At 59.0% G+C, this 15,545-nt stretch carries 15 protein-coding genes; 10 read left to right on the forward strand and 5 right to left on the reverse strand.

Translation table 11 applies throughout. The features are described 5' to 3' along the window. Window positions 1-6: 6 nt before the first annotated feature. Complete coding sequence (locus J3D54_RS15750; RefSeq protein WP_253419799.1) at window positions 7-936, reverse strand: LysR family transcriptional regulator; 930 nt, start codon at window positions 934-936, stop codon at window positions 7-9. 160 nt (window positions 937-1,096) lie between these two features. On the opposite strand from J3D54_RS15750, the gene J3D54_RS15755 reads away from it, so the two are divergent. The 4 genes from J3D54_RS15755 to J3D54_RS15770 all read left to right on the forward strand — a co-directional run bounded on the left by J3D54_RS15755 (window position 1,097) and on the right by J3D54_RS15770 (window position 4,829). Beyond that, a complete protein-coding gene (locus J3D54_RS15755) occupies window positions 1,097-2,383 on the forward strand; it encodes an MFS transporter (protein ID WP_253419803.1) in 1,287 nt (428 codons plus the stop codon). A 78-nt stretch (window positions 2,384-2,461) separates the two neighbouring features. Continuing rightward, window positions 2,462-3,214: a 5-oxoprolinase subunit PxpA gene (locus J3D54_RS15760; RefSeq protein ID WP_253419806.1), complete on the forward strand. Its 753-nt coding sequence runs from the start codon at window positions 2,462-2,464 to the stop codon at window positions 3,212-3,214. Then, on the forward strand, window positions 3,211-3,915 hold the full coding sequence (gene pxpB, locus J3D54_RS15765; RefSeq protein ID WP_253419809.1) for a 5-oxoprolinase subunit PxpB: 705 nt from the start codon (window positions 3,211-3,213) through the stop codon (window positions 3,913-3,915). The genes J3D54_RS15760 and pxpB overlap by 4 nt, the downstream gene beginning before the upstream one ends. Beyond that, window positions 3,912-4,829 carry a biotin-dependent carboxyltransferase family protein gene (locus J3D54_RS15770; protein ID WP_253419812.1) on the forward strand — a complete coding sequence of 306 codons (918 nt, stop codon included), beginning with the start codon at window positions 3,912-3,914 and terminating at the stop codon, window positions 4,827-4,829. Before pxpB ends, J3D54_RS15770 begins: the two co-directional genes overlap by 4 nt. 160 nt (window positions 4,830-4,989) lie before the next feature. Here J3D54_RS15770 and J3D54_RS15775 read toward each other — a convergent pair whose 3' ends face one another. Together J3D54_RS15775 and J3D54_RS15780 are read right to left on the reverse strand one after the other, a co-directional pair. Beyond that, window positions 4,990-6,168, reverse strand: a complete 1,179-nt coding sequence (locus J3D54_RS15775; RefSeq protein ID WP_253419815.1) for a VWA domain-containing protein — start codon at window positions 6,166-6,168, stop codon at window positions 4,990-4,992. 21 nt (window positions 6,169-6,189) lie between these two features. Further along, window positions 6,190-7,035 (reverse strand): MoxR family ATPase, encoded by an 846-nt coding sequence (locus J3D54_RS15780; RefSeq protein WP_253419818.1) that lies wholly within the window; start codon window positions 7,033-7,035, stop codon window positions 6,190-6,192. 202 nt (window positions 7,036-7,237) lie between these two features. Between J3D54_RS15780 and J3D54_RS15785 the strand changes: the two genes are divergently transcribed. Both J3D54_RS15785 and J3D54_RS15790 read left to right on the forward strand, forming a co-directional pair. After that, window positions 7,238-7,468, forward strand: a complete 231-nt coding sequence (locus tag J3D54_RS15785; protein ID WP_253419821.1) for a DUF4160 domain-containing protein — start codon at window positions 7,238-7,240, stop codon at window positions 7,466-7,468. Then, window positions 7,456-7,959 carry a DUF2442 domain-containing protein gene (locus J3D54_RS15790; protein WP_253419824.1) on the forward strand — a complete coding sequence of 168 codons (504 nt, stop codon included), beginning with the start codon at window positions 7,456-7,458 and terminating at the stop codon, window positions 7,957-7,959. Before J3D54_RS15785 ends, J3D54_RS15790 begins: the two co-directional genes overlap by 13 nt. On the opposite strand, the gene J3D54_RS15795 is transcribed toward J3D54_RS15790, so the two are convergent. After that, window positions 7,956-9,032, reverse strand: coding sequence for a DUF748 domain-containing protein (locus J3D54_RS15795; protein WP_253419827.1), 1,077 nt, complete (start codon window positions 9,030-9,032; stop codon window positions 7,956-7,958). The two genes, J3D54_RS15790 and J3D54_RS15795, sit on opposite strands and share 4 nt — an antisense overlap. 126 nt (window positions 9,033-9,158) lie before the next feature. Here J3D54_RS15795 and cysK point away from each other — a divergent pair, with 126 nt between their 5' ends. From cysK to J3D54_RS15810, 3 genes are all read left to right on the forward strand, one after another. Beyond that, the gene (cysK, locus tag J3D54_RS15800; RefSeq protein WP_253419830.1) at window positions 9,159-10,133 is read left to right on the forward strand and encodes a cysteine synthase A; all 975 of its coding nucleotides are present in this window, start codon (window positions 9,159-9,161) and stop codon (window positions 10,131-10,133) included. A gap of 211 nt (window positions 10,134-10,344) precedes the next feature. Then, a complete protein-coding gene (locus J3D54_RS15805) occupies window positions 10,345-11,283 on the forward strand; it encodes an aspartyl/asparaginyl beta-hydroxylase domain-containing protein (protein ID WP_253419833.1) in 939 nt (312 codons plus the stop codon). A gap of 469 nt (window positions 11,284-11,752) precedes the next feature. Continuing rightward, the gene (locus tag J3D54_RS15810) at window positions 11,753-12,631 is read left to right on the forward strand and encodes a DMT family transporter (RefSeq protein WP_253419836.1); all 879 of its coding nucleotides are present in this window, start codon (window positions 11,753-11,755) and stop codon (window positions 12,629-12,631) included. Window positions 12,632-12,697: 66 nt separating this feature from the next. On the opposite strand, the gene J3D54_RS15815 is transcribed toward J3D54_RS15810, so the two are convergent. Then, window positions 12,698-13,606 (reverse strand): DMT family transporter, encoded by a 909-nt coding sequence (locus J3D54_RS15815; RefSeq protein WP_253419839.1) that lies wholly within the window; start codon window positions 13,604-13,606, stop codon window positions 12,698-12,700. A gap of 128 nt (window positions 13,607-13,734) precedes the next feature. Between J3D54_RS15815 and aceK the strand changes: the two genes are divergently transcribed. Further along, window positions 13,735-15,456, forward strand: coding sequence for a bifunctional isocitrate dehydrogenase kinase/phosphatase (aceK, locus tag J3D54_RS15820; protein WP_253419843.1), 1,722 nt, complete (start codon window positions 13,735-13,737; stop codon window positions 15,454-15,456). Window positions 15,457-15,545 lie beyond the last annotated feature (89 nt).

Here is a 15,545-nt window from a genome sequence, read left to right on the forward strand (position 1 = left end):
TGACTTTCAGGCTCTGGCCTGCGGTTTGCTCAAGACGATGTAGTGCTCGCCCACTTTCTGCGCATAGCACTCCACGACTTGCTGACACAGCGCCACGATTTCCTCGACCCACTCCACACCCACCCGCCACGACACCACCACCGGCAAATTCGCTGGCCGCTGATCGATCGCCAGCAAGGTCAACTCTCCCCGGGCCAGTTCCTCGGCCACCAGCACCGGCGACAATGCGCCTATACCGAAACCGTCCCGCAGCAATCGGGTAAGCGCCGACACCGAGTTCACGCAGTTCAGCCGTGGCGCCATGACCCCGTTGGCCTGCATCAGGCTCAAGATGTCCTGGTGCGGACGGGAGTTTTTCGAATAGGTGATGATCCGCTCCCGCGCCAGGTCGGCGACACCTGAATACTCACGGTTGTAGATGGAATGGCTGGCCACGATCCAGCCCATCGGATGACTGGCCAGCTCCAGGCTGCGCACGCTTTCCTGGCGCAGCAGGTCGGTTTGCAGGATCAGATCGAGAAAGCCTTTTTGCAGCTGATCGCAGAGGTTGAGCGCGGTATCGGCCACCAGCTCGATTTCCACCAGCGGATAGTGATCCATCATCTGTGCCACCAACGGGCTGAGCCAGGTGTGGATCACCGTGTCCATGACGCCGATCCGCACCCGTCCGGCCTTGCTCGAACGCGTTTCGATCGACTGCTTGAGCGACTGCATCGTCTCCATCATCTGCTCGGCATATTCGAGCACTTTCAAGCCTTCCGGGGTCAGGCTCACACCACGAGAGTCGCGCAGAAACAGCTTCACCCCGAGTTCGCTTTCGAGCACGGCGATGCGGCTGGAAATCGACGCCTGGGTGGTGAAGAGCTTGTCTGCCGTCAGGCGAAAACTCTTGAGTCGGGCGACCCAGACAAATGTCTCGAGAAACTTCAGGTTCATGGGGTCAGCTCGTGGATAAAGTTTTTCTTATGTCTAGGGCGGGGTTTTATTAGTTGGACGCAGCAGGGCCAACCGCCCAAAAATCAGGCCATCCGGTTCCCACGATAGGCGTCGTCGGGGCTCAGAACAATACCAATAAAATATGCACGGAGATTTTGCCATGAGTGCGCCCGACACCCTCGACATCCCCAAAGCCACGGCTCGTCCGGGACCTTTCGACTGGTACCGCAACATCAACAAGCAGGAGCGTCGCACGTTCTGGAGCTGCAAGATCGGCTATGGCCTGGACGGCATGGACACCCAGATGCTCAGCTTCGTGGTACCGACCTTGATTGCCATGTGGGGCATCACCACCGGCCAGGCCGGGCTGATCCACACCAGCACCCTGATCGCCTCGGCCATCGGTGGTTGGGTGGCGGGGATTCTCTCCGACCGCATCGGTCGGGTGCGTACCTTGCAACTGACGGTGCTGTGGTTTGCGTTCTTCACATTCCTCTGCGGCTTCGCCCAGAACTACGAGCAACTGTTGGTTAGCCGCACGTTGATGGGCTTCGGTTTCGGTGGTGAATGGACCGCCGGCGCGGTGCTGATGGGCGAAGTGATTCGCGCCAAGGACCGTGGCAAAGCCGTCGGCATGGTGCAATCGGGTTGGGCATTGGGTTGGGGGCTGACAGCCATTCTGTATGCGCTGCTGTTCTCGGTGTTGCCGCCGGAAGACGCCTGGCGTGCGCTGTTCATCCTGGGCATCGTGCCGGCGATTTTCGTGATCTTCGTCCGTCGCCTGGTCAAGGATCCGGAAATCTACCGCGAAGCCAAAGCCAGGCAAGAGCCAAGCAACCCGGCGAAGTTTTACGAGATTTTCGCCCCCGGCATCCTCTTCACCACGATTCGCGCGTCGATACTGACCACCGGCGCACTCGGCGGTTACTACGCGATCACCTCCTGGCTGCCGACGTTTCTGAAAAACGAACGGGGCTTGAGCGTACTCGGCACGGGTGGTTATCTGGCGATGGTGATCATCGGGTCCTACATCGGATACGTCATCAGCGCGTATTTGACTGACATCCTCGGTCGTAAAAAGAACTTCATTCTGTTCGCCGTCGGCTCATTCACCATTGTTCTGCTGTACACCCAATTGCCCGTCAGCAATGGCGTGATGCTCTGGTTGGGCTTCCCCTTGGGCTTCTTCGCTTCGGGGATTTTCAGTGGCATGGGGTCGTTTCTGACCGAGTTGTTTCCCACGCGAATTCGCGGCTCGGGCCAGGGCTTTTGCTACAACATCGGTCGGGCGCTGGCGGCATTGTTCCCGCTGCTGATCGGTTTGCTCAGCCAGAAGGTGCCATTGAGCGTGGGAATCGGGGCTTTCGCGGCGGTGTCCTATGGGGTGGTGATCCTGGCGGCACTCAGCTTGCCGGAAACCCGGGGCAAACAACTCGACGCCGAATAACCGAGTGTTCAGTAACTGATAATCTGAGGGGCATATGCCCTTCAGCTAAAAAGACAAAAGCCTACAGGAGTGTTCACCGTGAACCGCCTGCTATTGAACTGCGACATCGGCGAGAGTTTTGGCAACTGGACCATGGGTCTGGACGCCGAGGTCATGCCCTTCATCGACTGCGCCAACATCGCCTGCGGCTTTCATGCCGGCGACCCGAGCATCATGCGCAAGACCGTTAGCCTGGCCCTGAGCAACGGCGTGCAGATCGGCGCGCATCCGGCCTATCAGGACCTGGTCGGTTTCGGTCGCCGTTCCATGGCGTATACCGCCCAGGAACTGCAGGACCTGTTGCACTACCAGATCGGTGCCCTCGACGGCATTTGCCGGGCTCAGGGCGGCCGGGTGAGTTACGTCAAACCCCATGGCGCGATGTACAACGACATGATGGCCAACCCGGCGCAATTGCGCGCGGTGATCCAGGCCGTGGCGGCCTATGACCGGACACTGCCGCTGATGCTGATGGCCACCCGCGACAACAGTGCGGCCCAGCAATTGGGCGACGAATACGGCGTGACCTTGTGGTTTGAAGCCTTCGCCGATCGTGCCTACGACAGCGCCGGCAGACTGGTCTCGCGGCAACTGCCGGGGGCCGTGCATCACGATCCCGAGAAAATCATTGAACAGGCGCTGATCATTGCCCGCGGTGACAACCTCACGGCCAACGACGGCAGCACCTTGCACTTGCGGGCCAATACCTTGTGCGTACACGGCGACAATGCCAGTTCGGTGGCCGCCGTGCGGCGCATTCGCGAGGCCTTGAATCAGCAGAGCGCATCATGAAGCCACGGGTGGAAGTGGTGGCGCTCGATTGCCTGATGGTGCGCCTGTTCGATGAAATTGCCGAGGCCAACATGCCGTGGATGCTGGCGGCCAGTGAGCGTCTACGAGAAGCATTCGCCAGCCATTTGATCGATCTGGTGCCGTCCTACACGACGTTGATGGTGCATTACGATCTGATGGGATTGAACCCGGCCCGGGCCCGGGAGTTGATTGCAGAAGCCCTGATCGATTTGACGCCCAACGCTCGGGCCAAGGGTAAATGCCATGTGCTGCCGGTCTGGTATGACCCGAGTGTCGGCCCGGAACTTGGCTTGTTATCTCAACGCAGCGGACTAGCGGTGCAAGAGGTGATCCGCCGCCATAGCGAACACGAGTATCAGGTGTTCGCGTTGGGCTTTGCGCCGGGGTTCGCGTTCATGGGGTTGGTGGAAGAAGTGTTGGCCGCACCGCGTCTGAGTACTCCGCGCAAAAAAGTCGCCGCCGGGAGTGTCGGTATCGCCGAACGCCAGACGGCGGCTTATCCGGTGGTGTCCCCTGGCGGCTGGAACCTGATCGGCCGCACCCCGGCCAAATTGTTCGACCGCGAACGCGAGGGCTACAGCCTGATGCAACCGGGCGACACGGTGCGCTTCGAAGCGGTCAGTCATGCCGAGTTCATCAACCTGGGCGGTGATGACACGCCGTTGGAGACCGTGGAATGAGCCGACTGACGATTGAAGCAAGTACACCGCTGTGCCTGTTTCAGGACGCCGGGCGATTTGGCGTGCGGCATCTGGGCGTGACCCAGGGCGGCGGGCTGGATTGGCGATCGATGTCGTGGGCCAATTGGCTGCTGGGCAATGGGCTGGATGCGCCGGTGATCGAAATCACCCTCGGCGGATTCAGTGTGGTGGCCGAGGACGATTGCTTGCTGGCATTGGCTGGCGCCGATCTTGGGGCGCAGATTGACGGTCAGGCCCTGGCGCCGTGGCGCAGTTTCAAACTGGGCAAAGGTCAGCGATTGCAATTCACGCAACCGCTGCTCGGCGCTCGGGCGTACCTCGCGGCACCGGGCGGGTTTGATGCGCCGAAGGTGCTGGGCAGCACTGCGACGGTGGTGCGTGAAGAACTCGGCGGTCTCGACGGCATGGGCCGGGCGTTGGCCAAAGGTGCGTCGTTGAAGTACTCCGCTGAAGCACCGCTGCTGGTACGGGAGCTGCCTCGCGAGCACGTTCCGGAGTTCAACCTCAATGCACCGCTGGACCTGGTGCTTGGTGCGCAAATCGGTGAATTCAGCGGGCAGAGTCTGTTTGATGCGTTCAACAGCGCCTGGACCCTCGACAGCCGCGCCGATCGCATGGGCATTCGTCTGTTGGGAACGGCGTTGCAGTATCAGGGCAAGCCGATGATTTCCGAAGGCATCCCGCTGGGCGCGGTCCAGGTGCCGCCGGATGGGCAGCCGATTGTGTTGCTCAATGACCGGCAGACCATTGGCGGGTATCCGCGGTTGGGGGCGTTGACGCCGTTGGCGTTGGCACGGTTGGCGCAGTGTTTACCGGGGGCGAAGGTGCGGTTGAGACCGGTGGTGCAGGATGTCGCGCATCGCGAGCACGTCGAGTATTTGCGCCGGTTTTAACTGTGGCGAGGGGGCTTGTCGGAACGCCGCATCGCCCCGTTCGGCTGCGCAGCAGTCGCAAAACCATTGCATGCGGTGTGTCTGATACATCGCGATTGCAGATTTCGGGGTCGCTTTGCAACCCAACGGGGGCAAGCCCCCTCGCCACCGATGCAATGCTTTATTTGGAAAGAAACCGCATCCCTTCCTCCAACCCCCGCAACGTCAGCGGATACATCTGATCGTCGATCAAATCCCGCACGATGTTGGTCGAGGAGGTGTAGCCCCAGGTGTCTTTCGGGTACGGGTTGATCCAGATGAGTTTCTTGTACTTTTCCTTGAACCGCTGCATCCACACGTAACCGGCTTCTTCGTTCCAGTGCTCGACGCTGCCGCCGGCCTGAGTGATTTCATAGGGCGCCATGGCGGCGTCGCCGATGAAGATCACTTTGTAGTCGGCGCCGTACTTGTGCAGCAAGTCCTGGGTGGCGGTGCGCTCCGAGGTGCGGCGCATGTTGTTCTTCCACACCGATTCATAAATGAAGTTGTGGAAGTAGAAATACTCCAGATGCTTGAACTCGGTCTTGCAGGCCGAGAACAACTCTTCACAGATCTTCACATGGGCGTCCATCGAGCCGCCGATGTCGAACAGCAGCAACAGCTTGACGGTGTTGCGCCGCTCCGGACGCATCTGGATGTTCAGCAACCCGGCGTCGCGCGCTGTGTGGTCGATGGTACCGTCGATGTCCAGTTCTTCCGCCGCGCCCTGACGGGCGAATTTACGCAAGCGACGCAGGGCGACCTTGATGTTGCGCGTGCCCAGTTCGACCGAATCGTCGAGGTTCTTGTACTCGCGCTGATCCCAGACCTTGGCCGCTTTGCCCTGACGCTTGCCGGCATCGCCGACCCGAATGCCTTCCGGGTTGAAGCCGCCGGAACCGAACGGGCTGGTGCCGCCGGTGCCGATCCATTTGTTGCCGCCGGCGTGGCGTTCTTTCTGTTCTTCCAGGCGTTTCTTGAACTCTTCGATCAGCTTGTCCAGGCCGCCGAGGGACTGGATCGCGGCCCGCTCTTCGTCGGTCAGGGATCGTTCGAATTCCTTGCGCAGCCAGTCTTCGGGGATCAACGCCTGAAGGTGATCGTCGAGTTTTTCCAGGCCATTGAAGTAGGCACTGAAGGCCCGGTCGAACTTGTCGAAATGCCGTTCGTCCTTCACCAGAATCGCCCGCGACAAGTAATAAAACTCGTCCATGTCGGCGAAGGTCACGCGCTGCTTCAGCGCGTTGATCAGGTCCAGCAGCTCGCGCACCGAGACCGGTACCTTGGCCGCGCGCATTTCATTGAACAGATTGAGCAGCATGGCGATCGCCCTTATTGATACTTAGCGAGAGCCGCGACGGCTCATGAACGCCAGACGCTCAAGCAGTTGCACGTCCTGCTCGTTCTTCACCAAGGCGCCGGCCAGCGGCGGAATAGCCTTGGTCGGATCGCGTTCGCGCAGCACCGCTTCGCCGATGTTGTCGGCCATCAGCAGTTTCAGCCAGTCCACCAGTTCGGAAGTCGAGGGCTTCTTCTTCAGGCCCGGCACCTTGCGCACGTCGAAGAACACGTCCAACGCTTCGCTGACCAGGTCTTTCTTGATGTCCGGGTAGTGCACGTCGACGATCTTCTGCAGCGTCACGCGATCGGGGAATGCGATGTAATGGAAGAAGCAGCGGCGCAGGAAGGCGTCCGGCAGTTCTTTTTCGTTGTTGGAGGTAATGATGATGATCGGACGTTTCTTGGCCTTGATGGTCTCGTCGATCTCGTAAACGTAGAACTCCATCCTGTCGAGTTCTTGTAGCAAGTCGTTGGGGAACTCGATGTCGGCCTTGTCGATTTCGTCGATCAGCAGAATCACCCGCTCTTCGGACTCGAAAGCCTCCCAGAGCTTGCCCTTTTTCAGGTAGTTGCGAACGTCGTGAACCTTGTCCACACCCAGTTGCGAATCCCGCAGGCGGCTGACCGCGTCGTACTCGTACAGGCCTTGATGTGCCTTGGTGGTGGATTTGATGTGCCAGGTAATCAACTTGGCGTCGAAGGACTCGGCCAGTTGCTCGGCGAGCATGGTCTTGCCGGTGCCTGGCTCACCCTTGACCAGCAGTGGCCGCTCCAGGGTGATAGCGGCGTTGACCGCCAGCTTCAGGTCATCGGTGGCGACGTAGGCCTGGGTGCCTTCGAACTTCATCTGCTAATCCTCGAACGGTAACGCCGACCTGAGCGAGGCAGGGCGGGGCGCAATAGTTGTAGTGTCCGACTATAACGCGCACCCCGGTCGACTGTGAACGCAGACGGGTTATTCAGTCTCTGAATGGGGCGTCACATCTTGACTCAGTCTCGGCTGCTGGCCAGTATTGAGCTATCGCCATTTTGGCGATAGCTTGCCGGGCATGTCTACTAAATACCGATTTTGCGATACGTACCGCATTCAGTTGCGCGAGAAGGATCATCCGCCGCCCCACGTCCATCTGACTGGTGGCGGGCTGGACGTCATGCTCAGCCTGGAAACCGTCGATGTGTTGATGGGCAAGGCGCCGCCGCTGATTATCAAGGAAGCGCTGGAGTGGGTCAGGGCCCATCAAGCGCAATTGCTGGAGGATTGGAAGCGATGTTACCCATGAAACGACCACGGTTGTCAGCTGTGCTGGCATTGCCGGAATACAGGCTGGCGCTGACGTTTATCGATGGCCAGCAGTTGAGCCTCGATTTAAGTCGCGACCTGCGTTCATACCCGGGACTGCAACCATTGCTGGGGGGGCGTGTTTTTGAAGAAGCAGCCTTGGGTGACGATGGCTGGAGCGTGGAGTGGCCCGAACTGGATATCCAGATTGGCGCGGACACGCTGTACCTGGATGCGCTCGCGCAGAATGCAACGGATGAAAACACCCGTATTTTCATTGATTGGCGTGCTCGTACTGGATTGCCGTTGAATCAGGCGGCCGAGGCCTTGGGCGTCAGTGCGCGCAGTATCAGTCGCTATAGCAGTGGTCGTGAAACAGTGCCCCGGGCGCTGGCGCTGGCCTGTCTGGGCTGGGACTTTTTGCAGCAGCAATCGAATCCGGCGCGGGCGGCGGAAGAAACCGGTCGTTACACCGTTACACGCAAATCTTAACCGGCATCCGGTTTGGGCTGTTCGTACTGGGCATTGAACGCCTGGATGAAACCGTTGCGTAAAATCTGTAAAAACGCCTCGAGCGCACTGATATTCCGCTGATGCACGTTGCCCCTGAGTTCGACGCGAGTGGCGAACTGGTTTTTCGCTTGGTTCTTCAACACATTCTGGGTGCCGCCGACGAGTGCTTCCCAGATGGAACGAAACATCCCTTTGTCTTTGTTCTCCACGTCCTGATGCCAATTGAACACTTCGACGTCTCGCAACAGTGGCTTGATGTAGCCAGTGAGTTGACCCTTGTTGGCTTTGGCCTCGATGACCACGTCGCCATGGCCGGCATTGAAGTCGAATTTGCCGTAGGCCGAAGCGAAGTCGTTCAGGCGTTTGAGTTCAAGGTTTTTGACGCGCAGGCGGAACTCGAAGTCTTCGAAATTGCTCAACGGATCGAAGGTTGCTGTTGTTTCCAGCGGTGCATGCCCCGGTAACAGCGCCTTGCCTTCGAAACGGGCATCGCGTTTGTTTTTGGTGTCGACTATGTTGGTCAGGTTGTAAATGCTGGCATTCACCTGAGTAGCGTTCAGGTTCACGGGTGGTTTTGAATTGAAGTTGTGAAAGGTGACCCGGCCATCGTTGATCCGTACTTCGTTCAGGGTAATCGGCAGCAGTTTTTCTAGCTGTGCCCGCCAGTCGGTGCCCTGGCCGGTCTGGGAGTTTTTCTTGTTGGCGCCGCCATCGACGAAGTTCACCTCGGGTTTGTCGAACTGCGCCTTGGCCACCACGGCGTGGTCGTACCAGAGCGAGTGCCAACTGACGGAGAGGTCGATCAATGGCGCGTTGACGAAAGGCACCGGGACCTTGCCTTCGACCTTGACGATTTTCAGCCCGTTGATTTTGTAGGCGCCGCGCCACAGGGCCAGGTCCACGTCGGTAATCTGTCCTCGGTAATCGCCCATGTCCGCCAGTTTCTCATTCAGGTAGTCGCGTACCAGATAGGGCAGGGCGATGTGCAGGGCAACCAGCAATATAAAGAGGCCGGCGAGGGTCCACAGAGGCCAACTGTATCGACGCTTCATGGCGGAAAATCTCTGGCGATGTAAAGCGGTTGACTGCTGCGGCAGCCGGACGTTCGACTGACTGGACGACCGCGAGTAACAGGCATACCTTGGTGGGCTAATTCAACGCTGTATAAGGACCCAGCCATGAGCCGCATCTATGCTGACAACGCCCATTCCATCGGCAATACGCCGCTGGTGCAGATCAACCGTATCGCCCCGCGCGGTGTCACCATTCTGGCCAAGATCGAAGGGCGCAACCCTGGTTATTCGGTCAAGTGCCGAATCGGCGCGAATATGATCTGGGACGCCGAAAGCAGCGGTAAACTCAAGCCCGGCATGACCATCATCGAACCGACCTCAGGCAATACCGGTATCGGCCTGGCATTCGTTGCCGCCGCCCGTGGTTATCGGTTGATGTTGACCATGCCCGCGTCCATGAGCATCGAACGACGCAAGGTGCTCAAGGCCCTTGGCGCCGAACTGGTGTTGACGGAGCCGGCCAAGGGCATGAAAGGCGCGATCGAGAAGGCCGCCGAAATTCTTGCCAGCGACCCATCCACCTACTTTATGCCGGGGCAGTTCGAAAACCCGGCCAACCCGGCCATCCACGAAAAAACCACCGGCCCGGAAATCTGGAACGACACCGACGGTGCCGTCGACGTGCTGGTGGCGGGCGTCGGAACGGGTGGAACCATTACCGGGGTTTCGCGGTATATCAAGAATACCCAGGGCAAACCGATTCTCTCGGTGGCGGTGGAGCCGCTGGTGTCGCCGGTAATCACCCAGGCGATCGCCGGGGAAGAGATCAAACCGAGCCCGCACAAGATCCAGGGCATCGGCGCTGGTTTTGTGCCGAAGAACCTGGACCTGTCGATGGTCGATCGGGTGGAGTTGGTCAGCGACGACGAATCCAAGGCGATGGCCCTGCGCCTGATGCAAGAAGAAGGGATTTTGAGCGGCATCTCTTGCGGCGCCGCCATGGCCGTGGCCGTGCGCCTGGCTGAAACCCCGGAAATGCAGGGCAAGACCATTGTGGTGATCCTGCCCGACTCCGGCGAACGCTACCTGTCGAGCATGTTGTTCAGCGATTTGTTTACTGAACAGGAAAATCAGCAATAACGTTTCATGACTGCTTTGTAGCCGAACGAGGGTTGATACAGGTCAGCCCCCGTTCAGGAGCCCTATGTTAAAAAGTGCTTTATTGCACAATCCTTAACACTGAATGTTGAGTAATGCGGGTTTTTCCCGAGGCCGGTAGTGTTTATCATGGCCGGCTGCCACGTCGGGTAAGTGGCGTTGTGCGGAGTTTCCTATCCTCAAGGAGTCGTAGATGAGCTTTTCCTTTTTCGCGAAGGCGTCGGTGTTGCTGCTGTTCCTCGGCAGCACGCTCTATGTGCATTTGCGTGGCAAGGCGCGTTTGCCGGTCCTGCGTCAGTTCGTCAATCACTCGGCCCTGTTCGCGCCCTATAACGCCTTGATGTACCTGTTCTCCGGCGTGCCGTCCAAGCCCTATCTGGATCGCAGCAAGTTCCCGGAGCTCGACGTGCTCAGGGACAACTGGGAGGTTATCCGCGACGAAGCCATGCACCTGTTCGATGAGGGCTACATTCGCGCCGCCGAAAAGAATAACGACGCCGGTTTCGGTTCGTTCTTCAAAAAGGGCTGGAAGCGTTTTTACCTCAAGTGGTACGACAAACCGCTGCCATCGGCTGAAGCCTTGTGCCCGAAAACCGTAGCGTTGGTCAGCAGCATTCCCAACGTCAAGGGCGCCATGTTTGCGCTGTTGCCGGGCGGCAGTCACCTCAACCCGCACCGCGACCCGTTCGCCGGCTCCCTGCGTTATCACCTGGGGCTATCGACGCCGAACTCCGATGATTGCCGCATCTTCGTCGACGGTCAGGTCTACGCCTGGCGTGATGGCGAAGACGTGATGTTCGATGAGACCTACGTGCACTGGGTCAAGAACGAAACCGAGCAAACCCGGGTCATTCTGTTCTGCGACATCGAACGCCCCTTGAGCAACCGCCTGATGACCCGCATCAACCGCTGGATCAGCGGCTGGCTAGGACGTGCTACTGCGCCGCAGAACCTTGATGATGAACGCGTTGGCGGGATCAACCAGGCCTATGCCTGGAGCAAGACGTTCAGCGACAAATTCAGCGGTGTGGTCAAGCAGTGGAAGCGTCGCAATCCCAAGGCCTATCGCGTGCTGCGACCGGTGCTGGCGGTGGTGGTGTTGACGTTGTTGGGGTATTGGTTGTTTGGTTGAGGCCAATCATTGAATGAAAAAAAACCGCTCCTTGGGAGCGGTTTTTTTATGCGCGCTTGCTCGGACTTGTGATGGGCTCCTGTTTCCTGGGCTCTTCCGTCAAGCCATTGCAATTGCTGTCCCGCGCTGGTTATAGTCGGCGCTCTGTGGTTTCCTGAGCCACTGTTCCACTCATCAAAAAAGATCAGCCCATGCCAGCTTCCCTTATCAACGCGGTAGTCGATTCAGCGGTCAACGTTGGCGTCGTGCCGTGCGGGAATCAGCAGCCTGCGCAGATCAGTCATTACCCTCCACCTGTCAGTAGCACGCCGGTGTGCGCAGTCGTATCACCGCCGGGCGTTGGCTTTTCGGGCTGATCAGCTTTTTTCTGCTGTTCCCATGCTCGTCTGAAAAAGCGCCTGCTTGAAAAAACTACTGAATTTCAGCTTCGGCTGAGTTGGCTTTTTTTGCCTGACTACAGGTGGTATTCATGTTTGTCCTTTCGAAAAAGTCCGCGCTCGCGGCGGCTTCCACGAGCCTGTTCGTTTTGCTGTGGAGCAGCGGAGCGATCTTCTCCAAATGGGGCTTGGCCCACGCATCACCTTTCGCCTTTCTGCTGATTCGCTTCGCCATCGCCTTGTGCGGGTTGGTGCTGCTGGTGCCGTTGCTCAAGCTGAAACTGCCCAAGGGCGGCAAGCCAATGCTGTATGCGATGGCCACGGGCGTGGTGTTACTGGGGGCTTATCAGATTTTCTATCTGCTGGCCCTCGACCTCAAAGTCACACCGGGCGTGATGGCAACCATCATGGGCGTTCAACCGATTCTCACCGTAGTGCTCATGGAGCGGCACCGATCAATAAGTCGGATGTTCGGCCTGGCGTTGGGTTTGGCCGGATTGATTATGGTGGTTTATCAAGGCATCGGGCTGGCCGGAATGTCGCTGGCAGGAATGCTCTTCGGTCTGTTGGCGCTGGCAAGCATGACGTTCGGTTCGATCATGCAGAAACGCATTACCGACAATCCCCTCGGCACACTGCCGGTGCAGTACCTGGCCGGGTTGTTGTTGTTGTTGTTGTTGTTGTGCGGGGTGTTTGTGCCGTTCCAGCCGTTTCACGTCGAACACAGCACAGGGTTCATTGTGCCGGTGTTGTGGATGGGGTTGGTGGTCTCGGTGCTGGCGACGCTGCTGTTGTATCGGCTGATCGCCCGGGGCAATCTGGTGAATGTCACCAGCCTGTTTTACCTGGTGCCGGCGGTGACGGCGGTGATGGATTACCTGATTTTCGGCAACCGACTTGCAGCGTTGAGCCTGCTGGGCATGGGGCTGATCATCGTCGGTCTGGTGTTTGTGTTCCGTAAGACCGCTTGAAACAAACAAGGCCCGGGGCATGAGCTCCGGGCCTTGTAGGTGATCCGACTTGACTGCGAAGGCGTTTTATCGGGCAACCACCTCAACCGGCTTCACCACCGCCGGCTTCAACACCAGCCACAACGCCGCGGCAATCAATACTCCGCCATAGAGGTGCGCCATCGACAGCGGCTCATCCAGCAACAGTGCCCCCCACAACACCCCGAACGGTGGAATCATGAAGGTCACGGTCATCGACTTCACCGGGCCGATCGAGCTGAGCAAACGGAAGTAAATGATGTAAGCAAACGCGGTACAGCCCAAGCCCAATCCCAGCAATGACAACCAGACACTCCAGCCGCCCCAGCTCACCGGTGGCTGGCTGATCACGCTGTAGCCAAACAGTGGCAGCAACAACAACGTCGCGCCGAGCATGCTGCCCAACGCCGAAAGGCGACTGTCGAGGCCGCCGGCCTGGTCGAGCCAGCGGCGGGCGAGGAACCCGGCGAAGCCATAACAGGTGGTGGCCATCAGGCACGCCAGTGCGCCCATCAGCAGTTCCATGTCGAACGCCACCGGGCCTGCACGGGTAAGAATGCCAACGCCGAATAGCCCGAGGAACACCCCGCCAAGCTTGGCGGCGGTCAGTTTTTCATGGAAGAACAGGCCGCCGATCAACACCCCCATCAACGGCGTGGTGGCGTTGAAAATCGCCGAGTAACCGGCCGGCAGCACTTGCGCGGCCACGGAATAGAGCGTCGCCGGAACCCCGGAGTTGATCACTCCGAGCAGCATCACCGTCTTGAGTTTGCCTTTGAAATCCCAACTGATGCGCATCAGCCCCAGGATCACCAGCAGTCCGACGGCGGCAATCGATACACGGAAAAAGGCAGTGGGGATTGTGCCAATCACTGGGGCGATAATGCGCATGAACAGAAAGCTCGCTCCCCAAATGGCAGCAAGTGACAACAAACGCAGGATATCGACGGGGTTCACAGCACTTTCCTTCCTAGATCGGCGCGCAAGTGTCGCGCCAGTCGGGGCACAAGGCAATGGTTGCGTTGCGTCACACGGGGCCACTAAGCTCAGGCTCCAATGATAAGAACAGCCGCAGAGGTTTCACCATGCCGCAGCAATGGCCCGCCGCCGACATCGCCCGAATGATCCTCGATGGCTTTGACGATTATCGCGAGCATTTCCGTCAGATCACCGACGGTGCCCGAGGCCGCTTCGAGCAAGCCCAGTGGCAGGCGACACAAGTCGCGTCGGCGGCGCGGATCAACCTCTACGAAGAGAAGGTTGGCGAAACGGTCGGGCGCCTGCATGGGGCGTTCGCAACCGATGTGCTGATGGACGTCAGCAGCTGGCCGCTGGTCAAAAGCGCCTATATCAGCCTGATCGACCTGCGCTTCGACGATGAACTGTCCGAGACCTGGTACAACTCGATTTTCTGCGGGCTGTTCAGCCACGACCTGATCAGCGACGGCTGCATGTTCATCCACACCACGCGGCCGAGCCTGCGCCGCGCCCGGGCGGCGCAAACCCGTACCTACAAGCCGCAGGGGCAGTTGCCCGGCATGCTCACGAGCATCTTTACCGACTTCCGCTTCAGCGAGGACTACGCCGATTTGCCCGGCGACCTGCGTCGTCTCGAAGCGCAATTGCGCGAGAACCTGCCGGACTGGGTCTGCAAGGATCCGGAGCTGAGTGTCGAGCTGTTTTCCTCAGTGCTTTACCGCAACAAGGGTGCTTATCTGGTGGGGCGCATTTACACCCAGGACGAGCAGTGGCCGTTGGTGATTCCGCTGTTGCACCGCGAAGGCCGGGGCATTCAGATCGATGCGTTGATCACCGACGAGGCGGAGGTGTCGATCATCTTCTCCTTTACCCGTTCGTACTTCATGGTCGATGTGCCGGTGCCGGCGGAATTCATCGGCTTTCTCAAGCGTATCCTGCCGGGCAAACACATTGCCGAGTTGTACACCTCGATCGGCTTCTACAAGCATGGCAAGTCCGAGTTCTACCGGGCGCTGATCAATCACCTGGCCAACACCGACGATCAGTTCATCATGGCTCCCGGCGTGCGCGGGATGGTCATGAGCGTGTTTACGCTGCCGGGTTTCAACACCGTATTCAAGATCATCAAGGACCGCTTCTCGCCGTCGAAAAACGTCGACCGCGCCACCGTGATCGAAAAGTATCGCCTGGTGAAAAGCGTCGACCGGGTCGGGCGCATGGCCGACACCCAGGAGTTCGCTGACTTCCGTTTCCCCTTGAGCAAGTTCGAGCCGGCCTGCCTGGAGGAGTTGCTTGAAGTGGCGCCGTCCACGGTGTCGGTGGAGGGCGATACGGTGCTGATCCGCCACTGCTGGACCGAACGCCGGATGACGCCGTTGAACCTTTATCTGGAACATGCCAACGAAGCGCAGGTGCGCGAGGCGTTGGAAGATTACGGTCTGGCGATCAAGCAACTGGCGGCGGCGAACATTTTCCCCGGCGATATGCTGCTGAAAAACTTTGGCGTCACCCGTCACGGTCGCGTGGTGTTTTATGACTACGACGAGATTTGCTTCCTGACCGAAGCCAACTTCCGCCACATCCCGCAACCGCGCACGCCGGAAGACGAAATGGCCTCTGAGCCGTGGTACTCGATCGGGCCACTGGATGTGTTCCCCGAGGAGTTTCCACCGTTTCTGTTTGCCGATTCGGCGCAGCGCAAGTTGTTCGATCAGTTGCACGGCGAGCTGTACAACGCCGATTACTGGAAGGGGCTGCAGGAAGCGATTCGGGCGGGGAAGGTGATTGATGTGTTTCCGTATCGACGCAAAGGCCTGGATAACGAATAAGGCCCTGAGTGTCCCCTGTGGCGAGGAGGCTTGCCCCCGTTGGGTGGCGAAGCCGCCCCAAAATCAACCCGCGCGGTGATTCAGGCAAA

The sequence above is a fragment of the Pseudomonas sp. GGS8 genome, from assembly GCF_024168645.1.
Classification (GTDB): Bacteria; Pseudomonadota; Gammaproteobacteria; order Pseudomonadales; family Pseudomonadaceae; genus Aquipseudomonas.